At 69.1% G+C, this 20,990-nt stretch carries 22 protein-coding genes; 11 read left to right on the forward strand and 11 right to left on the reverse strand.

The features are described from left to right. Positions 1-5 precede the first annotated feature (5 nt). Complete coding sequence (locus NOV86_RS20325; protein WP_267643653.1) at positions 6-704, forward strand: class I SAM-dependent methyltransferase; 699 nt, start codon at positions 6-8, stop codon at positions 702-704. A gap of 23 nt (positions 705-727) precedes the next feature. Here the strand turns inward: NOV86_RS20325 and NOV86_RS20330 are convergent, their stop codons facing one another. Then, positions 728-1,159 (reverse strand): MaoC/PaaZ C-terminal domain-containing protein, encoded by a 432-nt coding sequence (locus NOV86_RS20330; protein WP_267643654.1) that lies wholly within the window; start codon positions 1,157-1,159, stop codon positions 728-730. Positions 1,160-1,315: 156 nt separating this feature from the next. Between NOV86_RS20330 and NOV86_RS20335 the strand changes: the two genes are divergently transcribed. Further along, positions 1,316-3,982, forward strand: a complete 2,667-nt coding sequence (locus NOV86_RS20335; protein WP_267643655.1) for a PAS domain S-box protein — start codon at positions 1,316-1,318, stop codon at positions 3,980-3,982. Positions 3,983-4,036: 54 nt separating this feature from the next. On the opposite strand, the gene NOV86_RS20340 is transcribed toward NOV86_RS20335, so the two are convergent. Together NOV86_RS20340 and NOV86_RS20345 are read right to left on the reverse strand one after the other, a co-directional pair. Next, complete coding sequence (locus NOV86_RS20340) at positions 4,037-4,291, reverse strand: hypothetical protein (RefSeq protein ID WP_267643656.1); 255 nt, start codon at positions 4,289-4,291, stop codon at positions 4,037-4,039. A 93-nt stretch (positions 4,292-4,384) separates the two neighbouring features. Continuing rightward, positions 4,385-5,425, reverse strand: coding sequence for a M48 family metalloprotease (locus tag NOV86_RS20345; RefSeq protein WP_267643657.1), 1,041 nt, complete (start codon positions 5,423-5,425; stop codon positions 4,385-4,387). A gap of 276 nt (positions 5,426-5,701) precedes the next feature. Between NOV86_RS20345 and NOV86_RS20350 the strand changes: the two genes are divergently transcribed. The 5 genes from NOV86_RS20350 (at position 5,702) to NOV86_RS20370 (ending at position 10,884) form a co-directional block, all read left to right on the forward strand. After that, the gene (locus NOV86_RS20350; protein ID WP_267643658.1) at positions 5,702-6,823 is read left to right on the forward strand and encodes a DUF4129 domain-containing protein; all 1,122 of its coding nucleotides are present in this window, start codon (positions 5,702-5,704) and stop codon (positions 6,821-6,823) included. Next, positions 6,820-7,506: a DUF7269 family protein gene (locus tag NOV86_RS20355; protein ID WP_267643659.1), complete on the forward strand. Its 687-nt coding sequence runs from the start codon at positions 6,820-6,822 to the stop codon at positions 7,504-7,506. Before NOV86_RS20350 ends, NOV86_RS20355 begins: the two co-directional genes overlap by 4 nt. Continuing rightward, the gene (locus NOV86_RS20360) at positions 7,503-8,867 is read left to right on the forward strand and encodes a DUF58 domain-containing protein (protein WP_267643660.1); all 1,365 of its coding nucleotides are present in this window, start codon (positions 7,503-7,505) and stop codon (positions 8,865-8,867) included. The genes NOV86_RS20355 and NOV86_RS20360 overlap by 4 nt, the downstream gene beginning before the upstream one ends. Beyond that, entirely contained in the window at positions 8,864-10,381 is a 1,518-nt protein-coding gene (locus NOV86_RS20365) for a DUF7519 family protein (RefSeq protein ID WP_267643661.1), read from the forward strand. Before NOV86_RS20360 ends, NOV86_RS20365 begins: the two co-directional genes overlap by 4 nt. 77 nt (positions 10,382-10,458) lie before the next feature. Next, entirely contained in the window at positions 10,459-10,884 is a 426-nt protein-coding gene (locus NOV86_RS20370; protein ID WP_267643662.1) for a universal stress protein, read from the forward strand. Between the two features lie 75 nt (positions 10,885-10,959). Here NOV86_RS20370 and NOV86_RS20375 read toward each other — a convergent pair whose 3' ends face one another. The 5 genes from NOV86_RS20375 to NOV86_RS20395 all read right to left on the reverse strand — a co-directional run bounded on the left by NOV86_RS20375 (position 10,960) and on the right by NOV86_RS20395 (position 15,662). Next, positions 10,960-12,555, reverse strand: coding sequence for a succinic semialdehyde dehydrogenase (locus NOV86_RS20375; RefSeq protein ID WP_267643663.1), 1,596 nt, complete (start codon positions 12,553-12,555; stop codon positions 10,960-10,962). Positions 12,556-12,646: 91 nt separating this feature from the next. Continuing rightward, positions 12,647-13,105 (reverse strand): pyridoxamine 5'-phosphate oxidase family protein, encoded by a 459-nt coding sequence (locus NOV86_RS20380; RefSeq protein ID WP_267643664.1) that lies wholly within the window; start codon positions 13,103-13,105, stop codon positions 12,647-12,649. Continuing rightward, positions 13,105-13,539, reverse strand: a complete 435-nt coding sequence (locus NOV86_RS20385; RefSeq protein ID WP_267643665.1) for a universal stress protein — start codon at positions 13,537-13,539, stop codon at positions 13,105-13,107. Before NOV86_RS20385 ends, NOV86_RS20380 begins: the two co-directional genes overlap by 1 nt. A gap of 103 nt (positions 13,540-13,642) precedes the next feature. Next, complete coding sequence (locus NOV86_RS20390; protein ID WP_267643666.1) at positions 13,643-14,590, reverse strand: DHH family phosphoesterase; 948 nt, start codon at positions 14,588-14,590, stop codon at positions 13,643-13,645. Between the two features lie 205 nt (positions 14,591-14,795). Continuing rightward, positions 14,796-15,662, reverse strand: a complete 867-nt coding sequence (locus NOV86_RS20395; RefSeq protein ID WP_267643667.1) for an MBL fold metallo-hydrolase — start codon at positions 15,660-15,662, stop codon at positions 14,796-14,798. A gap of 93 nt (positions 15,663-15,755) precedes the next feature. On the opposite strand from NOV86_RS20395, the gene NOV86_RS20400 reads away from it, so the two are divergent. Beyond that, complete coding sequence (locus NOV86_RS20400) at positions 15,756-16,067, forward strand: DUF5802 family protein (protein WP_267643668.1); 312 nt, start codon at positions 15,756-15,758, stop codon at positions 16,065-16,067. Further along, entirely contained in the window at positions 16,064-17,125 is a 1,062-nt protein-coding gene (locus NOV86_RS20405) for a CapA family protein (RefSeq protein WP_267643669.1), read from the forward strand. Before NOV86_RS20400 ends, NOV86_RS20405 begins: the two co-directional genes overlap by 4 nt. Positions 17,126-17,149: 24 nt before the next feature. Here the strand turns inward: NOV86_RS20405 and NOV86_RS20410 are convergent, their stop codons facing one another. Both NOV86_RS20410 and NOV86_RS20415 read right to left on the reverse strand, forming a co-directional pair. Continuing rightward, positions 17,150-17,578, reverse strand: coding sequence for a DoxX family protein (locus tag NOV86_RS20410; protein WP_267643670.1), 429 nt, complete (start codon positions 17,576-17,578; stop codon positions 17,150-17,152). A gap of 54 nt (positions 17,579-17,632) precedes the next feature. After that, on the reverse strand, positions 17,633-18,742 hold the full coding sequence (locus NOV86_RS20415) for an RNA ligase (protein ID WP_267643671.1): 1,110 nt from the start codon (positions 18,740-18,742) through the stop codon (positions 17,633-17,635). A gap of 60 nt (positions 18,743-18,802) precedes the next feature. On the opposite strand from NOV86_RS20415, the gene NOV86_RS20420 reads away from it, so the two are divergent. Beyond that, complete coding sequence (locus NOV86_RS20420; protein ID WP_267643672.1) at positions 18,803-19,465, forward strand: RNA ligase partner protein; 663 nt, start codon at positions 18,803-18,805, stop codon at positions 19,463-19,465. Between the two features lie 19 nt (positions 19,466-19,484). Here the strand turns inward: NOV86_RS20420 and NOV86_RS20425 are convergent, their stop codons facing one another. Beyond that, positions 19,485-19,664, reverse strand: a complete 180-nt coding sequence (locus tag NOV86_RS20425) for a hypothetical protein (protein WP_267643673.1) — start codon at positions 19,662-19,664, stop codon at positions 19,485-19,487. A 107-nt stretch (positions 19,665-19,771) separates the two neighbouring features. Here NOV86_RS20425 and NOV86_RS20430 point away from each other — a divergent pair, with 107 nt between their 5' ends. Continuing rightward, the gene (locus NOV86_RS20430) at positions 19,772-20,962 is read left to right on the forward strand and encodes a CBS domain-containing protein (protein WP_267643674.1); all 1,191 of its coding nucleotides are present in this window, start codon (positions 19,772-19,774) and stop codon (positions 20,960-20,962) included. Positions 20,963-20,990: the final 28 nt, after the last annotated feature.

Consider the following 20,990-nt stretch of genomic DNA (forward strand, 5'->3'; position numbering starts at 1 on the left):
GACACATGACCAGGAGAGAGAAGCCAGCGGACCACGGTCGACGTGACCGCGGCCACCGCCGGGAACTCGAACGGAGCAAGCGCCGATGGGACTTCTGGAGCTCCCACTGGGGGCTGATAGAACGCGATACCGTCGAGATACGTCGGGAGACCGTCGAGCAACTGGGGGTCGAACCCGGCGACACCGTGCTGGACCTCGGCTGTGGACCGGGCGTCAACCTCGCGATGCTCCGGGAGGCCGTCGGCCCCGGCGGGCAGGTCATCGGCCTCGACCTGAGCCGGAAGATGCTGGACAGGGCCCGAACCCGCCTCGAGGAAAGAGGCTGGCAGAACGTCTCACTCGTCCAAGCCGATGCCACTGCCCCACACGTGCAGGCCGACCAGCTCGACGGCGTACTCGCCACGACCGCCGTGAGTGCAACACCTGACGTCCGGTCGACCGTCAGGAACGTCTCAGAGGCGCTCTGTCCCGGAGGCCGGTTCGCGCTCTACGACATCCGCCTCGTCCCGGCGGGCCCGGGGACCGTCCTTAACCCGGTCGTCCGCAGGTTCTATCGGCTCTTCGGCAACTGGAACGACGAGGAATCGGTCCTCGACGAACTCCACGCGGCATTCGACCGGACCGAACTCGTGAGAAGCTTCGCCCTCGGGACCAACTACATCGCCGTCGCTGAGAACCGGCGCGAGGACCCGGGGACCGGGTGAGGAGTCGACCCCAATATGGGACCTCACTTCACCAGCGCCAGCAGTTCACACGAGAGCACCGTCTTCTCGTCGTCGGCCACGACGTCGGCCTCGTACCGGACCACGCCGGTCGCGGTCGGGTGCTCGCGACGCTCCTTCTCGACGACCTCCGTCTCGACGTGGATGGTGTCGCCGACGAACGCCGGGTTGCGAAACCGCACCCGGTCGACCCCGTAGAGGGCGACCAGTCCGCTGTCGGCGTCGCGTGCCTGCCAGAGCAGGCCGGTCATCATCGAGAAGACGAGGGCGCCGTGGGCGATGCGCTCCCCGAAGTCGGAGTCGGCCATCGACGCCGCGTCGGTGTGGAGGTGGTTGAAGTCGCCACTGACCCCCGCGAAGTTCACGAGGTCGGCCTCGGTGATGGTCCGGCCAGCCGTCGTGAGCGTGTCGCCGACCGCGATGTCCTCGAAGTGCATGCCGGGACGTGCGCCGGGGCGTGACGTAAACCCGGGGGTGCCGGCGAAGGAACGGAGGAGGGCAGGCCAGCAGACCATCGTCGGCTGCCCGAGGATTTCCTGATGTGACCGGAATCGAGACAAAAGGAAGACCATCTCTCGGGCCCTACATCTCACATGACTGCTGTCCGTGTCCTCCACGTCGAAGACGATGCGAGCTTCGGGGAGGTGACGGCCGAGCTGCTCGGACGTGACGACAGCGGGTTCGAGATCGTCACCGAGACGAACGTCGCCGATGCGATAGCGGTACTCCACGGCGGCGAGATAGACTGCGTGGTCAGCGACTACGACATGCCAGAGGTCGACGGGCTGGAGTTCCTGAAACTCGTCCGCGAGTACGACGCGGACCTGCCCTTCATCCTCTTCACGGGGAAGGGGTCCGAGGAGATCGCCAGCGCCGCCATCTCCGCGGGCGTGACCGACTACCTGCAGAAGGGCACCGGTATCGAGCAGTACACCATCCTCGCGAACCGCATCCGGAACGCGGTCGAGGCCTACCGCGCCAGCAAGGACCTCGAAGACTGGAGTCGCCAGCAGGAGGCGGTCGCAGAACTGGGCCGGGCAGCCCTCGGTCGGCTCGACCTCGCGTCCCTGTTCGACCAGGCCTGCGACGCCCTCGTCGACTGCCTCGGGACCGAGTACGCGAAGGTGCTGGCGCTCTCCGACGACGGGACCCACCTGCGGCTGGTCGCGGGCAAGGGCTTCGACCAGGGCCTCCTCGGCACCGCCACGGTCGGCGTGGACGAAACCTCGCAGGCGGGCTACACCCTGTCGGTTGCGGGGCCGGTCGTCGTCGAGGACCTCGCGAACGAGGACCGGTTCCAGCGTCCCTCCTTGCTCGTGGACCAGGGTATCGTCGCCGGCGTCAGCGTCGGAATCGGGCCGGTCGAGGAGCCCTGGGGCGTCCTCGGGACGCACTCCACCGTCTCGCGGACCTTCTCCGAGAAGGACGTCACGTTCGTCCAGAACGTCGCGAACGTCCTCGCGGCCACCATCGAGAACCGCGGGACGGTCGAGGAACTCCGCGAGAGCGAGCAACGCTTCCGCGAGATCGCGGCGGTCAGTCCCGACACCATCTTCCGAACCACGGACGCCGGGACGTTCGTCTACCTCTCGAACGCCGTCGAGACGTTGCTCGGGTACGAGCCCGAGGCGATGTTGCACCTGCCGTTCCACCGGTTCGTAGCCGAGGAGAGCCGCGAGGACGCACTCGAGAACTTCATGCGGGTCAGAGACGGTGGCGTCGAGAAGAACGTCGAGTTGACGCTGGTCGACGTCGACGGGGAGCACGTCACGGTCGAGGTGAGCGCCAGTCAGGTCCACGACGGCGACGGGAACGTCTTCGTCCAGGGCGTCGTCCGCGACGTCAGCGACCGGAAACGCCGCGAACACGAACTCGAACTGAAAGAGCGCGCCATGGGCGAGGCGCCCGTCGGCATCTCCATCAGTGACCCGTCGCTCCCGGACAACCCCATCGTCTACACGAACCGGCGGTTCGCCGAGTTGACCGGGTACGGCCAGGACGAACTCTTCGGCCGGAACTGCCGCATCTTGCAGGGCGAGGACACCGACCCGGCAGCCGTCGCGGCGATGCGGACGGCCATCGACGCGGGCAGGCCGGTCACCGTCGAACTCCTGAACTACCGGCCCGACGGGGCCTCGTTCTGGAACCGGGTGAGCATCGCGCCGGTCACCGACGCGGACGGCGCGGTGACGAACTTCGTGGGGTTCCAGCAGGACGTGACCGACCAGCACGAGCGCGAGGAGGCCCTTCGCCGGTTCCGTGCCGCGGTCGAACAGGCAGGGACGGGTGTCTACATCACGGACGTGGACGGGACGATAGAGTACGTCAACCCGGCGTTCGAGGAGATCACCGGGTACAGTGCTTCGGAGGCGGTCGGCGCCGACCCGAGCATACTCAGGTCCGGCGAGCACGACGACGCCTACTTCGAGCGACTCTGGGAGACCGTCGGCCGCGGCGAGGTCTGGGAGGACGAGGTCGTCAACCGGCGGAAGTCCGGCGAGCAGTACACCGCCATCCAGACCATCGCCCCCATCCTCGACGACGGGGAGGTGACGGGCTACGTCGCGATCCAGAACGACGTGACCGAACGCATCCTCGACCAGCAGCGCATCGACGTGCTCAACCGCGTGCTGCGCCACGACATCCGGACGAGCGTGAACATCATCAAGGGGAACGCGGAACTCGCCGCCGACGTGGTCGACGACCCCGACGGCCAGCGCCACCTCGGGTCGATACTCGCCACCTGCGACCGCCTCCTCGAGGAGAGCGTGAAGGCCCGGAAGATACAGGACCTGCTCCAGCGGGACAGAGACGACATACAGCCGGTCGAGGCGGTCCTCGACGTGCTCGCGACGGCCGCGACGGAACGGGACGACAGCGACGTCGAACTCGTCGACGAGACGGGAGACGATGCCGTCCTGGCCATCGTCCAGCCCGCCCTCCTCGAACTCCTCGAGAACGCCCTGGAACACGGTGCGGGAGCGTCGCCACCACGGGTGAGTGTCGGCGTCGTGGACGACGAGTGGGTCGAGTTCCGCATCGTCGACTCCGGCCCCGGCCTCCCCGAGACGGAGTGGAACGTCCTCGAACAGCAGACAGAGCGACCGCTCGCACACAGCAGCGGTATCGGCCTCTGGATCGCGACCTGGCTGGTCCGGGCCAGCGGCGGGACGATAGCCATCGAGCGAGCCGATTCGACCGGGACGACGGTGACCGTCAGGGTGCCACGACTCGACGCGATGACCGACGCGGCGGCCTGAACGCGGCGTGTCGGTGAGACAGCAGAAGACGTGTCAGAACAGCGACCGTGTCGCTCAGTTCTTCTCGAAGTAGACGTCGAAGCGCTCGCCGCACGACTCGCAGTTGCCCCAGACCTTCCCGTCGGCGGTCTCGTTACACTCGGAGATGGAGCTATCTCTCGGAATCAGCGCGGTCGCACCGGGCGTCTCGCAGTTCGCACAGCGGGTCGTGACCGACTTCGGCTCCGCTGTGCCTCCGTTCGCCAGTTCCTCCGTGTTCCCTGCCTCGGTCTCGCCACGCCGTGATTGGCGTCCGTCTGGATTGCTCATATCTCATGGAGTGGTCCTCCCCCCTTCAATGGACATGCCAATAGTTTGGATTGGCACGCTGTCGCATCCGTCTGCGGCCCGCTCGCGGGCCAGTCACAGCTCGCGCTGGAGCGCCTGCAATCGTTCGATGCGCTGCGCCGTCGGCGGGTGCGAGCGCGTCTCGACGGTGAACTCGCCCTCTGCAGCGGGGTCCTCGTCGCTGAACCCGTACGGGAGCAGGCAGAGGCCCTCGACCCCGGCGTACTGCCGGCGGTCCTGCGTCGGGGTCGCGACCCCCTCGTCAAGGGTCTGGAGGGCGGACGCGAGGGCGGCCGGGTTCCCCGCGAGCAGCGCGCCGGACCGGTCCGCGACGTACTCGCGGTACTGCGAGAGGTTCTGGCTGAGGCCGAGGACCATCGCGCCGACCACGCCGAGGGCGATACCACCGAGGACGGCCGAGAGCACGAGCATCATGACGAACGAGACGGTGTACCCGACCGAGAGGAAGGGCGCGTCGATGAACGCTGCACTCAGGCCGTAGAGGACGACGAGGACGGTGCCCCAGAACAGGTAGCCCAGCGAGCGCGTGCCGAAGACGCTGAAGTCGTCGCTGACGAGTGCCGGCACGAACGACGCCAGCGTCATGACGGCGGCGTCGCGGTTCCGGACGTGGGCGAGTTCGTGGCCCAGCACGGCGTCGAGCTGGTCGTCGTCGAGTTCGTTCAGGAGGCCGGTGCTGACCACGACGGTCGCGTTCCTGAGCCCGCCGACGGCGAAGCTATTGGGGACCGACGTGTCGGCGATGGCGAGGGCCGGCTTCTGCATGTCGGCCTGGGTCGCGAGGCGCTGGAGGCGGGCGTGGAGGTCGGGGTACTCGGCGGGGGAGACCGGTTGCGCGTCGACCTCCGCGAGGAGTTCGCGGCGGCTGTACCGGAACTGCGCCCACACGAAGACGGCGAGCACGGGGAGGACGACGACGGCACCCCACACGAGCGGGGACGCCTCGACCCCGAGCGCGCTGGCCAGGGCGGCCTGCGGGTACGCGAGCCACGGGCTGAGGATGTACGCGGCGACCGAGACCAGGGCGAGGTCCGCCACGAGGATGAGCGCGAGCGTGAGGAGGATGCGCGCGGTGAGGTCTGAATCGCGTTCCATTCGACAGTGAATTTATCCCATGAAACTAAAACATTTCCGACTGGTTGACCGTCCCGGTTTCCCGTCCTCCCACATCGGTGAGCATATTCGACCCCTGTCGACTGCGATTCAGCCGAGTGGAGCGTATCGCCCCTGAAACCCATCAACAGCCCGCAATTCCGCCGTTTCTGGTGGAAGGTTAGACCGGCTGTCGCGGGACCACGGCGCGACTGGGGTGGATAATTCCCTGATGGAAGGCATCAGATGATGAGAATATATTTAACCCGCTGGACAAGTATGACTGTTGTGGCATACGACCTGAGTCGCGCGGCCGTCGCGGTCGTCGCCGTCCTGACGGTCATCCTCGCCGCCTCGCTCCTCCCCGCATCCGGGTTCGGGACGTACCCGGCCGGTGTCGGTGCGGGCGGCGATGCCGCGGGGCCCGGTGGCCCCGCAGCCGGCGGGACCGGCGGCCCGGGCGGCCAGCAGCCCTCCCAGACTGCAACGTCGACCGACACGCCCGCGACGAGTACGACGTCGACGACGACCACGTCGAGCGACAGCACCGACGACACGACGACCACCACCACGGACCGACCGGCCGGTGTCGACAGCGGTACCGACCGCGGCGGCATCAACCTGGGCTCGGTCGTGCTCCTGTTCCTCGGGCTCGTCGCGTTCACCAGCATCGGGATGGTCCTCGTCGTCACGGTCGGGCACGTCGAACGACAGTCCCGCCCCGACTTCGACGGCTGGGTCCTCAAGCTCCCCGGCCTCCCGCCCTTGCACATCCGCGCCTCGTTCCTGACCATCCCGCAGACGACGATGGCGTTCATCGTCGGCACCTCCGCGTCCGCCCCGCAGTTGCTCGACGCCATCGGGGGCGCCGCGAACGACTTCGCTCGTGGGCTCGGCGCGGTCGCGGCCGGCCTCGGCTCGGCCGCCGGCACCCTCTTCGTCGGCGTCCCGGCCGCACTCGGCAAGGGCCTGCTCTCCATCCCACGCGGCCTCGGTGGCGGCCTCGGCGCCCTGACCGGTGGCTTCTCCGCCATCTCCAGCGGCGTGAGTTCGCGGAACTGGCTCAGCCGGAGCGAGGATACGCCGGACGACCCTCGCGGCGAACCCGCCGACGAGGAACCGTTCACCGACCCCGGCGCACACGAGCCGTCGCCGCCCAGCATCGAGGAGGCGTGGGAGTACATGGTCGACCAGCTCCCGACCGGTCGGAACCCGTCTCAGACGCCCACCGAGTACGCCCGGGCAGCCATCGACCACGGGCTCCCGGCCGACGCCGTCCAGCGCCTCACCCGGGCGTTCCAGGACGTGCGGTACGGCCAGTACCCGCCGGACGACTCCCGGACGCAGGCCGCCCGTGACGCGATCAGACAGATCGCACAGCGACTGGAGGGAGACTCATGAGTGGGCGTGGCCCCGTCCGGAAACTGAGCAACGCCTCCGGGCGCGCGTTCGGCCGCATCTTCGACCGCCGACTGGTGCTCCTGCTCGTCGGCGTCGGGGCCTTCCTCGGCGCGCTCGTGCTCGCGTTCCTCCCATACCCGATGGAACCCACGCGACCGTACGTCGAGGGCATCCTCACGAGTCGCGGCACCGTCCTGTTCCTCGGCATGGCCGGCGGCATCATCGGCGCGCTCCACCTCTACCGGACCGAACGCGAGGAACCACGGGCCGTCCTCGACGGGGCGTTCCCCGAGAGCGCGCGGTACCAGGCGCGCGAATCCGCCGGCGAGTCCTTCGACAGTTCGGTCGAGACCCTCACCGGCGAACTGCCCGACTCGAAGTCCCGCACCTGGTGGCAGAGCCGTGAACGACTGGAGGTCGAGAAGCAGGTCCGGGCCGTCGCTCTCGACGTGTTGCAGCGCTCGGAGAACTGGTCCCGAGAGGAGGCCGAAGCCCACCTCGAACGCGGGACCTGGACCGACGACCCGCGGGCGGCGAGCTACCTCGGCGGCGAGGCGGCTCCGGACCTGCCCCTGAAGATGCAGTTCTACGACTGGCTGAGCGGCGAGGCGTTCGAACGACACGTCACCCACACGGTGGACGAGATCGCCGAGCGCGCAGAACTAACGGAGGTCGAACGATGACGACAGTAGACACCGGACGCTGGAACGTCGGCCTGACGGCCGCCCTCGTGATGGGCGCCCTCGGGCTGTTCACGAAGAACACCACGCTGTTCCTCGCGGCAGCCATCGGGCTGAGCTACGCGGCCTACGGCTACGCGACCCGGCCCCCGTCGCTGGACCTGGCGGTGGAGCGGTCGCTCTCGACGACGTCACCGATGCCCGGCGAGGACGTCGAGGTGACGGTGACCGTCCGCAACGAGTCCGACTCGCCCGTCGCCGACGTTCGCGTGGTCGACGGCGTGCCGGACACGCTCGGGGTCGTCTCGGGCGCCCCCCGACACCTGACCAGCCTGCTCCCCGGCGAGGAGGAGACGTTCACGTACACCATCAAGGCGCGCCGGGGCGTCCACGAGTTCGAGCAGGCGACGCTGGTCACCCGCAACATCAGCGGTGCGACGAAGGCCGAGACCGCGGTCGACCTCCCCGACCGCATCTCCTGCCGGGCCGGCATCGACGACGTGCCACTGGGCAATCGCACCATCTCCTACACCGGTCGCATCGAGACCGACACCGGCGGCGAGGGCACCGAGTTCTACCAGGTGCGCAAGTACCAGCGGTCGGACCCGATGAACCGCATCGACTGGAAGCGCTTCGCCCGGACCGGCGAACTCCGGACCGTCGAGTTCCGCGAGAGCCGGGCCGCGAGCGTCGTGGTCGTGGTCGACACGCGCTACGAGTCCCGCATCTCCCGGCGCCCGGAGGAACCCGACGGCGTCGAACTGTCGATGTACGCCGCGGGCCGGCTCTGTGGGGCCCTGCTGAACGACGGGAACCGCGTCGGCCTCGCCCGGTACGGCGGGACCTTCGACTACCTCGAACCGGGTACCGGTGACGAGCAGGCGGTCCGCATCCGAAAGAACCTGAGCCTCGCCGCCTCGACCACCATCCCGGTCGCCGACGGCGCCGACGCCGACGCCAACGCGACCGCCGACGACGACGGCGGCGCTGACTCCTGGCAGGGCGAGGCCCCGACCCCGGAGGACACCGACGGGCCGGCCCCGAAACCGACGCCCGACGGGGGCTGGCGCGTCGACTGGCTGCGGCGGCGCATCCCGAACGAGGCACAGGTCGTCTTCGTGACGCCGATGATGGACGACGGCCCGTTCGAGACGCTCCGTCGCCTGCGCGCGGCCGGCCACGAGGTCCGCGTCGTCTCGCCCGACGTGACCTCCGACGAGTCCGCCGGCTCGAAACTCGAGTCCATCAGGCGCGATACCCGGCTGCGGACGCTCCGCGGCCGGAAGACGAAGGTCATCGAGTGGTCCCCCGACCAGCCGCTGTTCGCCGCCATCGAGATGGCGATGCGGAGGTGGTCGGCGTGAGCGACTACCAGTTCGACGACGGTCCGGCACGCCTGAGCAGCCGGCTCGCCGTCGGCATCGCCGTCATCGCGGCCCTCGTCCTCGGCGTCCTCGCCGGGCAGGGGCTGGAGGCGGTGCTGGGGCTGTTCGGCGCCGGTGCCATCGCCCACGGCGCGAGACGGCTGGACGCCGACCAGAGCCGCGACAGGGCCGAGGGCAGCGTCGCGTTCGTCGCGGGCGTCGTCGCCATCGTCGTCGCCCTCTCGACGTTCAAGCAATCGTTCGCGGTCGCCGTGGTGATGACCTGTAGCCTCGTGGCGGTCGCCTTCGTCGCCCTCGAGGCGCTCGTGGGCATCGACGACGAGACGATCCAGACGATGGGTGGGACGCTCTCGCGGTCCATCCTCGTCCTCATCGTCGCGGCGATCGTCGCCGCGGCCGTCCACGCGAAGTTCTTCTCGACGCTCGCCGTGCTGTTCGTGGCGGCCCTGGGTTCGCTCGTGACCGCGCATCCGCTGGTGAGCTTCGTCGCGCTCCAGCTGGAGGCGCTCGCGGTCGGCCTGCTGCTCGCGCGGTCGGTCGCCGTCCTCGACGAGTGGCTGCCCGACCAGCGCTACGACCCCCGGTCGACCGGCCTCGAGCAGTTCGGCGTGAGTGCGCACGAGGTCCCACGGGGCGTCTGGGCCATCCTCGGCATCGAGTTGCTCGCCGCGGCCATGCCGGCCGGGCGCGCGCTGTTCGACACCGCGCTCGCGATGACCTACTCCTTCGGGTCGTTCGTCGAGGCAGTCCTGCTCTCGTGGGTTCCCCACGCGGTCTTCGGACTCGCCATCCTGCTGCTGTCGGGCATCGTCCTCGCCCGCACCGCACAGAACCTCTTCGTGAGCTGGGTCGGCCGCCAGCCGCCGAAGAGCCTCGCCTACTCTGCCGGGGGCGTGATCGCGAGTATCGGTATCGGCCTCGTGACGGCGATTCCCCCGGTCGTGCGCCTCGTCGCCGGCGGGTTCGGCGAGCAGTCCTCGTTCACGCTGGCGTTCGAGACGTACGGGATGGGTGCGACCTTCCTCGGCATCGTCGCCGGGGCGCTCATCGTGATGCTCGTGGTCATCCCCGTCGTGATGTTCGTGCTCTCGTTCGAGTACCTCCCCGCGGACAGCACCGGGTTCGCCCTCGGGGCGGGCCTGCTGCTGGTCGCGACGGTCGCCAGTGCCCTGTCGAACGCCCTGCCCATCGCGGTGTTCGTCGGGATGACGGGCGCGTTGCTCACCTGGGACCTCGGGCTGAACGCGACGCTGGTCGGGCACGAGGTCGGCCAGGTCGCCGAGACCCGCCGCGGCGAGGTCGTCCACGCGGCGGGCGCCATCGGCGTCGGCCTGCTCGCCATCGTCGTCTCGGTCCTCGCCGTCCAGTTCCTCGTCCCCGGGACGGCCAGCATCGACCTCCCGCGCTGGCGGGCCGTCGGCGCCCTGACGCTGTTGCTGGTCTCGCTGGTCGCGTTCTCCCGGCTCGCCTCGACGGGACAGGCAGAGGGGTAGGGCGACTCCTGACCGCCAGCAGGACATTTCAATTTCTGCACTCAAACGTTAAGTTCTAACTGTACGTATTGTGATTCATGACCGAAGTACTCGTCGCGGTCGACGGGAGCGACCACGCGCACCAGGCGGCAGAGCACGCCATCGACCTGGCGAAGGAGCGCGACGCGACCCTGCACTGTCTCTGTGTCGTCGACGAACGAAAGTTCGGCTCGCCGGCGCTCAGCTCCGACGAGGCGTCGATGGTGCTCGCCGAGGACCACGGCCACGAGTGCGCGTCGCAGGTCAGGGAGGCCGCAGAAGCGCAGGGCATCCCCGTCGTCACCGACATCCGTCACGGCATCCCGGACGAGGTCATCCTCGACTACGCCGCGGACATCGGCGCGGAGGTCATCGTCATGGGCAGACACGGTGACCACAGCGAACACATCGGTGGGGTTCGAAAGGGAATCGAACGCGGGAGCGACGCCGAGCTGGTGGTCGTCGACAAGAGCAAGCTAGCCTGACAGTTCTGCCCCGAATCTTTCAACAGTATTCTTATACGAATAGCCTTAGCAGTCAGGTCGGGGGCGACGCCCGACTCACCGCAGGAACGGGATGCGCTTCCACAGTCGCAACGCCGCCGAGAGGGTCTTCGCCTCGAGGGCGCTCCCGACACCGACGGGGTCCCCGAGCGCCAGTCGCTGGACCGCCACGGTCTGTGCCTCGGTGAACCGCATGAGCCCCTCGGGGCCGTGCCGGCGGCCGACGCCGGAGTCGTCCATCCCGCCCATCGGGGCGTCGATGCTGGCCCAGGAGGCGGCGTAGGCGTCGTTGACGTTCACCGTCCCGCAGTCGATGTCGCGGGCGACCGCCCTGCCGAGGTCCTCGTTCTCGGTCCAGACGCTCGCGTTGAGACCGTACTCCGAGTCGTTCGCGCGCTCGACCGCCTCGGTCGTGGAGTCGACCGGCGTGACCGAGACGACGGGGCCGAAGGTCTCCTCGCAGGCGGCGTCGGCGTCCGCGGGGAGGTCGGTGAGGACCGTCGGTTCGTAGAAGTACGGGCCGAGGTCGGGGCGGGCCTGCCCGCCGCAGTGGACCGTCGCCCCGCGCTCCCGGGCGTCCGCGACGTGGGCCTGCACCTTCTCGAGCTGGTCGGCCGAGACGAGCGAGCCGACCGCGTGCTCGAAGTCGTACCCCGGGCCGAGCGTGAGTGCCTCGGTCGCTTCGACGAAACGCTCCGTGAACTCCTCGTACAGCGACTCGTGGACGTAACAGCGTTCCACCGAGATGCAGAGCTGACCCGCGTTCGTGAAGCAGGCGCCGATGGCGCCCTTGACGGCCCTGTCGAGGTCGGCGTCGGGGAGGACGAGCAGCGGGTTCTTGCCGCCGAGTTCGAGCGAGCAGTCGACGAGGTTCCGGCCGGCGGCCGCGGCGACCTCCCGGCCGGTGGCGGTGCTGCCGGTGAAACAGACGTAGTCCGACTCCTCGACGAGTGCGGGGCCGAGACTGGCGCCCTCCCCGGTGACGACCTGGAACAGGTCCTCGGGAAGCCCGGCCTTCCGGAGCAGGTGGCGCGCGAACAGCGCGGTGTAGGGGGTCTGTTCGGCCGGTTTGCAGACGACCGCGTTCCCCGCGAGGAGGGCGGGGATGGCGTCCGAGATGGAGAGCGTGAGGGGGTAGTTCCACGGCGAGATGATGCCGACGACCCCGACGGGGTGGTGGTGAACCTCGGCCCGGATCAGGCCCGGGACCATCCCGCGCCGACGCTCGGATTCGAGCAGGTCGGCCGCCCGGTAGCCGTAGTACCGGGCCGTCGCGGCGACGTCCAGCACCTCCTCGTAGGCGTGGGCGCGCGACTTCCCGCTCTCCAGCTGGACCACGTCTACCAGCGCCTCGCGGTTGTCCAGCACCGCGTCGTGCAGTCGCTTCGCGACCGCGGCACGCGCTTCGGCGTCGCGGTCGGCCCAGTCGGTCTGGGCACTGCGGGCGCGCTCGAACGCGAGTTCGACGTCGTCCGGGGCGCACTCGGGCACCGCGGACACCACGTTTCCGGTGAACGGTGCCTCGACGTCGCGCGTCTCTGTCCGGGCCTCGGCGTGGGTGACGAGTCGGTCGAGTCGGTCGAAGGTGTCCCGGGAGAGGTTCGGGGGAAGCGTCGCGGCCGGCGTGTCGGTCGCGGGGACCTGGTCGCTCATAGGCGTCGTTCGGACAGGAACGGCATAAGAAGGTGGTTCGGAGAACCAGGGTCGGGCGCAATTGGGCCCGCACTCGTCGCGTACTCGTTCCTCAGTCGCCCGCGTCGCCCATCCGGTCGCTGAAGTCCCAGGTGTACGCCCGGTCGATGTCCACCGTGATGCAGACCTCCTCGCGGTCGGGCGAGAGCAGCGTCTTCGCCAGCGAGGAGTCCGTTCCGCCGAGGTAGCGCTCGAGGAGGCGTCGCAGGACCGTCTTGTTCTCGTCGGGCGCGATGCTCGCGGTCCCCTGCCCGCGGACCCCGCGGTAGGGCACCTCGTTGGTCGAGATCTCGAACGCGACCGTGTCGTCGGCCCGCAGGTACCGGACCACGTCCGCGGAGGCGGCCGTGGCACACCGGAAGGACCCCTCGCCGGGGTCGTACTCGTACCACAGCGAGAGCATCCAGAGGTTCCCATCCGGGGTGTGACAGGAGAGTCGGACCGGGACGGTCGCCTCGGTGAGGAACTCGGCGGCCGCATCGTGGTCCCAGTCGCCGCGGATGCGGAACATCACCGGACGATGGTGACCGGGCAGGGTGCTCGGCGGACCACGGCCTCGGCGACACTACCCAGCAGGACCCGGCTCACGCCGGTCCGGCCGTGGCTGCCCATGATGATGTGGTCGATCTCGTTCTCCTCGGCGTAGTCGTTGATGGTCCGGGCGGGGCGGCCGACGACCGTCTCGGTCGCGAGCGTCACGTCGTACTCGTCGGCGATGGCCTGGGCGTCCTCGAAGAGGCGCTCGCTGGACTCCTGCTGGCTCTCGTACCACTCCTCCCAGAAGCCGGGGAGCGTCCCGTCGATGGGCGTGCTGAAGCCCGCGTCCATCAGGTCGATGACGTGCAGGAGCAGGATGTCGTCGTCGGGATGCTTCTGCAGGGTGTGCCGGAGGGCGTCAACCGACTGGGGCGAGTCGTCGTACGGAACGAGTATGGTTTCTCCCATACCAGAAATGACACCGACCGGACGTATAAACACCACCCCTCGTTCCCGGCCGGTGCCACCGTCGGTACCAGCAGGCCGAAAGGTCGGCGGGTCGACGGAATCGTCAGTACGGTTCCAGCCCCAGGCTCGCGTCGAGTATCTCGTCGAGGCGCTCCCGGACCGACTCCCGGTCGGCATCGAGGTTCGCGATGCCGGCGTTGTCGTGACCACCGCCCGACCCGTCGAACGTCGCCAGCAGGGGGTCGAGCACCGTATCGACGTGGGCCGCGCCGTTCGTCCTGACGGCGACGCGGGTGCCGAAGTCACGCTCGGAGAGGACGACGGCCACGTCGGCCCCAGCGTCGACGACGGCCGAGGCGGCGGTGCTGGCGTAGCTGCCGACGTGGGTCACGCCCGCCACGAGGTCGTCGTTCCGGAAGAGTTCGAGGCGCTGCATCGCCCGCAGGCAGGCCAGTCGCTCGCCCTCGCGCCACGTCGGACCGAGCACCTCCGGGAGGTCGTGGGCCCGCTTGCCCGCCAGCGGGAGCAGGTCCACCACCACGTCGAACGTCGCCGGGGTGGCGAACGCGAGGCGCTTGGTGTCGCCCATGATGGCAGCCAGCAGCAGGTACGCGGTGGTCTCGTCCACCGTCCAGTCGGCCTCGACTGCCAGATGGTAGATGATTTCCGCGGTCGCACCCGCATCGGGAACCACGTAGGCGGCGTCGGCTCGCTCCAGCAGGTCGCCGGGTTCGTGGTGGTCGAGGACGACCAGCGTCTCGGCCCGGTCGAGGTCGACGGGCTCGACCCGGCGGGCGTCGGCCGAATCGACGACCACGGTGACCGCGAACTCGGCCGGGTCGGCCGAATCGACGATGTCCGCCACCAGTGGCTCTGCCTGCGTCCCGATGCCGCCCGGCGCACAGACCGTGGCGTTCGGGAGCAGCCGTCCGAGTGCTCTCGCCGACCCGACCGCGTCGAGGTCGGCGTGTCGATGACAGACGACCAGCGACGGCCCATCCGGTGGGAGCAGTTCCGCCACCGCAGACAACGACCCGAACGTCTCGCTCATACTGGGATAGACGCGGCCAAAGTACTTTGAACCCTGCGACGGCGGCGTTGTCACTCGGTCGTACGCAGGCGAAGTAGAGAACCGGACGGGCGGAACGTGGGGGGTCTTCGGTTCGACCGTCCGGTACCCCCAGAATTCGAGGGCAATAGGTATAGACGGGGAGAAAATATAGCTTCGTCGTCCGATTTCAGACAGTTCGACAGGTCTACTCGGTGGTACGCAACACGCCCAGCACGTCGCGCTCGATGGTCGGACTCGGCCAGTCCCCGCCCAGTTCGGCCACGACGGCGTCGACGTCCCGCGTACCGGCCGTCTCGGCGGCCGATTCGACCGCCTCGACCCACCGCGGGAGCAACTCGGTGTAGGCGTCGAGGGCGTCGACCGCGTCCTCGCGGGCCCCGAAGTGCCCGTAGCAGATGGTCTCCGGCTCGCGGTCGCGGAGCAGGGCCACGGTCTCGAGGCTCCGGTCGAGGTCGAAGTCGGGGGCCGGCGTGGTCGGCAGGAGCTGGTCGAACAGGGACATCCCGGCGGCGTCGGCCGCGAACAGCGTCCCGGTCCGGGAATCGAGGGCACAGACCTGGTGTGGGGCGTGGCCCGGGGCGTGGATGACCTCGAGGCGCCTGTCACCGAGGTCGAGCGATTCGCCGCCGGAGACCACCCGACAGCGGTCCCGCGGGACCCTGGCGGGTTCGCCGTACCCGGCCGCGATGTCGTCGCCGAGGGCCTGTCGCGCGCTCTCGTACAGCCGCGAGAGCTTCTCGGCGTCGGTCAGGTAGTCGACGCCGCGCTCGTGGACCACGACCTCGGCGTTCGGGCAGGCCTCGGCGAGGGAACCTGCCGCCCCGGCGTGGTCGAGGTGGACGTGGGTCTGGAAGAGGGAGGCGACCTCTGCCGGGTCGATACCACACTGTTCGAGCCCGTCGAGGACGTGTTCGGCGGCCGTCGCCGGCCCGGAGTCGACCACGACGGGTCGGTCGGCGTCGACCACGTAGACCGACATCGACCCCGGCATCCCGAGCATCTGCGCGTCGACAGCGTAGGTGTCCGCCGTCACCTGCGTCACCGTTGTCATGCGACCCGGTTGACGCCCGGCACCTATAATCCCCCTGAGGGCTGCGGGTGCGACCTAAGTCCGAGGCGCCCCTAGCTTCGAGGAAGGGGGGACATGTTCGAAGCGCTCAGTTCTGGATTCGTGGTCGGCCAGCTATCGGTCCTGCCGACGGTCGGGGAGCGGCCGACGCTCGGCGAGCCCGAGTTCGCGGCGGCGGTGGACAGTACCGGGGACAGGGAGACAGGGTACCTGCTCGCGCACCTGCCGGGGTGCTACATCCGGGTGTGGGTGGACACGACCACGCCCGCGGAGACGCTGGCCGTCCCGACCGCGACGGTCGTGGACTGCGACCTCGATGAGGGGCCGATGCCCGTCCTGTTCGCCAGGGCAACCACGGCACGGTATCTCGACAGGTGGTTGTGGTGAGCCCGGCCCCGGGCGACGACGCAGAGTCGGTGACGCTCGCGTTCGCCGGCGACACGATGCTGGGTCGACTGGTGGACGAACACCAGCGGACGCGTGACGCGACCGCGGTCTGGGGCGACCTGCTCCCGACCATCCAGACCTGTGACGGCGTCTTCCTGAACCTCGAGTGCTGTCTCTCGACCGGCGGCGACCCCTGGACCGAGACCTACCACCCCTTCCACTTCCGCGCCGACCCCGAGTGGGCCGGCCCCGCGCTCAGACACGCCGGCGTCGACTGGGTGTCGCTCGCGAACAACCACGTGCTCGACTTCGGCGTCGAGGGGCTGTACGACACCCTCGACACGCTCACGTCCATCGGCGTCGCCTGCTCGGGCGCCGGCCGCACGGTCGCCGCAGCGCGCAGTCCCGCCGTCGTCAGCGTCGGCGACTGCACGGTCGCCCTCGTCGCGTTCACCGACAACACGCCCGAGTTCGCCGCCAGCCAGGAACGACCCGGGACCGCGTACGTCGAGATCGACGACAGCGGCTCGGTCCCCACGGAAACCAGAGACGTGGTCGCCGAGTCGCTGGCGGCGGCAACGCGCGCCGACCCCGACCTGCTCGTCGTCTCGCTCCACTGGGGCCCGAACATGCGGACGGCCCCGCCCCAGAGCTTCCAGTCGTTCGCGCACTGGCTGGTCGACCAGGGGGTCGACCTCGTCTTCGGCCACAGCGCCCACGTCTTCCACGGGGTCGAACGCTACCGCGACGGCCTCGTCCTCTACGACACCGGCGACCTCGTCGACGACTACGCGGTCGACTCCGGCCTGCACAACGACCGGAGCTTCCTGTTCGTGGTCGAGGTCAGGGCCGGGAGCATCACCGGCCTGCGGCTGGTCCCCACCGAGATCGACGAGTTCGCCGTGAACCACGCCCCGGACGGCGTCGCGAACTGGAGTCGCGAGCGGATGCGGACGCTCTCGCGTCGCTTCGGAACCGAGTTCCGGCGTGACGGCGAGGACCTCGTGCTCGACCTGACCGTCCCGCCGGACACCGAGAAGAAGGCGGCAGACGACTGAGACGAATCTCCGGGTCCGCCAGTGTCACCCGCCGTCCCCGGGCATCGGCCGGGTGTACCACCAGGCCCAGAGGACGAGCACCGCCTGGAGCGGGAGTCGGGCCCACCGCCCGACTCCCGAGGGGTCCCTGATAGCCGCCGGTGCGCCCGTCAGGACCACGTCGCTCGTCGCCATGTAGACGTTCGCCGGGAAGATGGCGACCAGCAGGGCGATGAGGCCCCAGGCGGCCACCCGGCGGGTCCGCGGGACCATGACGCCGAGTCCGAGGACGATTTCGGCGACCCCGGACAGGTAGACCAGCGCCAGCGGCGCGGGCAGGAACGGCGGGATTATCTGGGCGTACACCTGCGGGACGACGAAGTGCATCACGCCCGCGACGACGTAGAGGACGCCCATCACGTACAGCAGCGGTCGCTTGAGTCGAGCGAGGAGACGGTCGAACGAGTCTCTCATCCGGCCGACACTCGGAGCCACGCCCGGATAGCACTGTCCGTCCCGGAACCGTCCTCACTCCCCGAACGGCTGCCCGTCGAGATAGGCCAGAATCGAGTCGGTACTGGAGCGGTACTCCTTCGAGAACGCGAGCACGCGCTCGCCGTCACGGGTGCGGTCCGACTCGATGGTGATGGTCAGCCCGAGGTTCCCGAGGTGTTCGAGCAACTCGTCGAGGACGATGGGGTCCCCGCGGACGACGTGGGTCTCGCCGAGCGTCTCGCCGGCCTCGACCGCCCGGATGGCCTCCACGAACGGACCGAGGATGGCCTCGCCGATGGCGTGCTGGCGCTCGCGGAGCGCCTCGGCGTCGTCTGCCTGCTCGACCGCCATGAACGCCTCGCGGAGGAGTCGCGGGAACAGGTACTCCTTGCCGTAGTCGAACGGGTAGGCGAACCCGTACCGGAGGTTCCCCTGGTTCGCCGCCGAGGTCGTGTACTTGAGCAACCGCTCGCCGTCTCGGGACTTCATCACGATTCCCTCGCGGTCGTCCTCGGCCAGCGCCTCCACGACCGCCATCACCTCGTCCCCCTCGCCGGGGTCGAACCGGCCCAGCGACCGGACCTGCGGGATGCCGAAGCGCTCGCAGCACTCGCGGCGCTCCGGGACCGACATCGGGTGGCCACTCGCCCGGTCGCGCACGTCGAACGCGAAGAAGCCGATGGAGTCGACCTCGGGGTAGTCACAGGTCGTGTAGGGGTTCTCCGGCCCGACCATCTCGCCACAGAGCATCGCGTCGGGGTGGGCGTCGAAGAAGGCCGCGAGGTCGAGGTCCTGCCGGACCACCCAGGTCGTGAACGGGCAGACGACGCCGCTCCGGGTGACCGCAAGGACCGTCCCGTCGTCGAGTCGGACCACCCGGACGTTGTAGCCGTTCAGTTTCTCCTCGACGACGAACTCGCCGTCGAAGTGGTGCTGGATACCCGCGGCGAGCTGGAGGGTGCGCGGGACGCTCGGGAACCCCCGGACCGGCGTCCCGTCCACGATGGCCGTCCCCGGCGGCAGCGCGCTGGTCCGCTGGCGGAGGTGGTGGTACTCCCGGCCCCTGAACGTTCGCGTGGTGAAGCGCTCGGCGACCTCGTCGAACGCCGCCCGCGACAGCCCGAGTGCAGCCACGTATTGCATCACTGGAGATAGGTGCTCACCGCCCTTGAGGTATTTCACCGTCGGGCACCAATCTCCACTATGTCGACGCACCCCCTCAAGCAGCGGTTCGTCGTGGACACCTCGACGTTCCTCACCCAGGAGATACGACGCGACGACGAGGACCTCGACGCGACCCTGACCCGCGTGCTGGACCTCATCTCGCGGGCGAAACTGGACCTCAACATCTCCTGTTACATGCCGCCGTCGACCTACCAGGAGCTGCTGAACATGCTGGAGAACCGGGACGTCTCCGACGACGTGCTGGCGAGCCTGAACACGTGGATCATCAAGAAGGCCCCCGCCAGACTGGAGGTCATGATCCCGGCTGAACTCGTCTACGGATTCATCGGCGAGATGACCGACCGGGTGAACCGCGGCCTGCGAGTCTCGGAGAAGGCCGTCCGGAAGGCCGAGGAGACCCGGGTCGACCGGGGCGACGACGCCGACGACACGATGACCGAGGTGGATTACGTCATCTCGGACCTGCGCGACGAGTACCGGAAGACGTTGCGCCAGGGCGTCCTGGACTCCCGCGAGGACCTCGACCTGCTGGTGCTGGCGCGCGAACTCGACGCCGGCGTCGTCACCGAGGACCAGGGCATCATCAACTGGGCCGACGACTTCGGCCTGCGCTACCTGGAAGGCCGTGACTTCCCGCGCCTGCTGGAGGACTACCTCGACGCGGTCGACGGGATGCAGTAGCGCCGCCGGTGGGACGGGGTCACTGCCTCGCCGGCCGGTCCTCGAGGTCTCGGCCGACGAGCATACCGCCCTGTTCCAGCAGCTCCTCGGCGTGCTCCCAGCAGGCGTAGGCGAGGCGGTAGCCCCGCGCGACCGCCACGTCCGCCCGGTCGCCACAGGCGAAACAGCGCTGTGTCTCCGGGGCGCGAACCACTCGCATAGTGTGGTAACATACGCCCCGCCCGGTTTTGAACGCTCCCATGACGTGAGAATTCAGGTGCGGGGTTATCACCCCACGGCACGTAGGTCGAGGTGGTGAAACCGTCGATGGACATCAACAACGTCGTCACGACGAACTACCCGACGACCGACGCCGATTCTCGTGTCTCGAAACTCACCGCCCACTTCGAGGACCCCTCGACGCGCGCGGTCGTCGTCACGGACGACGGTGAGGTACTCGGTGTCGTCACTCGACGGCAGTTCCTCTCCTCGCACCGCAACCCCGACGCGAAGGTTCGCGGGCTGGTCTGGCACGTCCCCTCGGTCGCCCCCACCGCGGACGTGCGCGAGGTCGCCGGGCTGATGCGGGAGGCCGACTCCGGCCTGCTGCCGGTCGAGGAGGGTGGAGACCTCGTCGGCGTCGTCACGGTCGACGCCATCGTCGAGGCCGTACGGCCGGCCCTCTCGGACATCTCGGTCGGGGCGGTCACGACCGCCGACCCCATCACGTTCGAACCGTCGAACACGGTCGGGGAGGCCATCAACCGCTTCCGCACCGAGCACATCTCGCACCTGCCCATCGTCGAGAACGGCTCGCCGGTCGGCGTCCTCAGCCTGGTGGACGTGGTGCCCTTCACGGCCCGGAAGACCGAGCGGACCCAGGGCGGCTCCTCCGGCAACGAGTCGACGGGCACCGGCCACGGCGGCTTCGGCAGCCGGGAGGGCGACTCCGACCGCCTGCTCGACGTGCCCGTCCGGGACTTCATGAGTACGCCCGTCGTGACGGCCGAACCGACCGACTCGTTCGGCCACGCCGTCGACATGATGCTGGAGCGTGACGTGTCCTCGGTCGTCGTGGTCGAGGACGGCAAGGTCGTCGGCATCGTGACGACCACCGACCTGCTCGACGCGCTCGTCCGGGAGGCCCCCGGCCGCCGCGCCGTCCAGGTGTACGGGATGGACCTGCTCGACGACATCAGCTACGAGGAGGTCGTCGACCTCATCGAGGGCACGATGAAGGACGCCCCGATGAGTCTGCTCGACGCGAAGGTACACCTGCACGAGCACGACGAGACGCTCCGTGGCACCCCGCTCCTGTACGCCCGGATGCGCCTGTTCACCGACGACGGGCGCTACATCGCCTCCGGCGAGGGCTACGGCGCGAGCCAGGCCATCGCCAGCGCGCGCGACGCGGTCCGCCGGCAGCTCATCGACGACAAGACCTACGCCCAGAGCAAGAAGAAGCCGGCGCCCGAGGAGAAGGCCCGGATGCGTGGCTGGACCACCGGCGAGGAATAGGCCGCCAACCAGCGGCTCGGCACGTCAT

Source organism: Haloarchaeobius amylolyticus (assembly GCF_026616195.1).
In the GTDB taxonomy this organism is placed as follows: Archaea; Halobacteriota; Halobacteria; order Halobacteriales; family Natrialbaceae; genus Haloarchaeobius; species Haloarchaeobius amylolyticus.

Excerpts from the sequence above, each read along its gene's own strand:
- NOV86_RS20325 (WP_267643653.1), top strand. The coding sequence starts at position 6 with ATGACCAGGAGAGAGAAGCCAGCGGACCACGGTCGACGTGACCGCGGC.
- NOV86_RS20330 (WP_267643654.1), bottom strand. The coding sequence starts at position 1,159 with ATGCACTTCGAGGACATCGCGGTCGGCGACACGCTCACGACGGCTGGC.
- NOV86_RS20335 (WP_267643655.1), top strand. The coding sequence starts at position 1,316 with ATGACTGCTGTCCGTGTCCTCCACGTCGAAGACGATGCGAGCTTCGGG.
- NOV86_RS20340 (WP_267643656.1), bottom strand. The coding sequence starts at position 4,291 with ATGAGCAATCCAGACGGACGCCAATCACGGCGTGGCGAGACCGAGGCA.
- NOV86_RS20345 (WP_267643657.1), bottom strand. The coding sequence starts at position 5,425 with ATGGAACGCGATTCAGACCTCACCGCGCGCATCCTCCTCACGCTCGCG.
- NOV86_RS20350 (WP_267643658.1), top strand. The coding sequence starts at position 5,702 with ATGACTGTTGTGGCATACGACCTGAGTCGCGCGGCCGTCGCGGTCGTC.
- NOV86_RS20355 (WP_267643659.1), top strand. The coding sequence starts at position 6,820 with ATGAGTGGGCGTGGCCCCGTCCGGAAACTGAGCAACGCCTCCGGGCGC.
- NOV86_RS20360 (WP_267643660.1), top strand. The coding sequence starts at position 7,503 with ATGACGACAGTAGACACCGGACGCTGGAACGTCGGCCTGACGGCCGCC.
- NOV86_RS20370 (WP_267643662.1), top strand. The coding sequence starts at position 10,459 with ATGACCGAAGTACTCGTCGCGGTCGACGGGAGCGACCACGCGCACCAG.
- NOV86_RS20375 (WP_267643663.1), bottom strand. The coding sequence starts at position 12,555 with ATGAGCGACCAGGTCCCCGCGACCGACACGCCGGCCGCGACGCTTCCC.
- NOV86_RS20380 (WP_267643664.1), bottom strand. The coding sequence starts at position 13,105 with ATGTTCCGCATCCGCGGCGACTGGGACCACGATGCGGCCGCCGAGTTC.
- NOV86_RS20385 (WP_267643665.1), bottom strand. The coding sequence starts at position 13,539 with ATGGGAGAAACCATACTCGTTCCGTACGACGACTCGCCCCAGTCGGTT.
- NOV86_RS20390 (WP_267643666.1), bottom strand. The coding sequence starts at position 14,590 with ATGAGCGAGACGTTCGGGTCGTTGTCTGCGGTGGCGGAACTGCTCCCA.
- NOV86_RS20395 (WP_267643667.1), bottom strand. The coding sequence starts at position 15,662 with ATGACAACGGTGACGCAGGTGACGGCGGACACCTACGCTGTCGACGCG.
- NOV86_RS20400 (WP_267643668.1), top strand. The coding sequence starts at position 15,756 with ATGTTCGAAGCGCTCAGTTCTGGATTCGTGGTCGGCCAGCTATCGGTC.
- NOV86_RS20410 (WP_267643670.1), bottom strand. The coding sequence starts at position 17,578 with ATGAGAGACTCGTTCGACCGTCTCCTCGCTCGACTCAAGCGACCGCTG.
- NOV86_RS20415 (WP_267643671.1), bottom strand. The coding sequence starts at position 18,742 with ATGCAATACGTGGCTGCACTCGGGCTGTCGCGGGCGGCGTTCGACGAG.
- NOV86_RS20420 (WP_267643672.1), top strand. The coding sequence starts at position 18,803 with ATGTCGACGCACCCCCTCAAGCAGCGGTTCGTCGTGGACACCTCGACG.
- NOV86_RS20425 (WP_267643673.1), bottom strand. The coding sequence starts at position 19,664 with ATGCGAGTGGTTCGCGCCCCGGAGACACAGCGCTGTTTCGCCTGTGGC.
- NOV86_RS20430 (WP_267643674.1), top strand. The coding sequence starts at position 19,772 with ATGGACATCAACAACGTCGTCACGACGAACTACCCGACGACCGACGCC.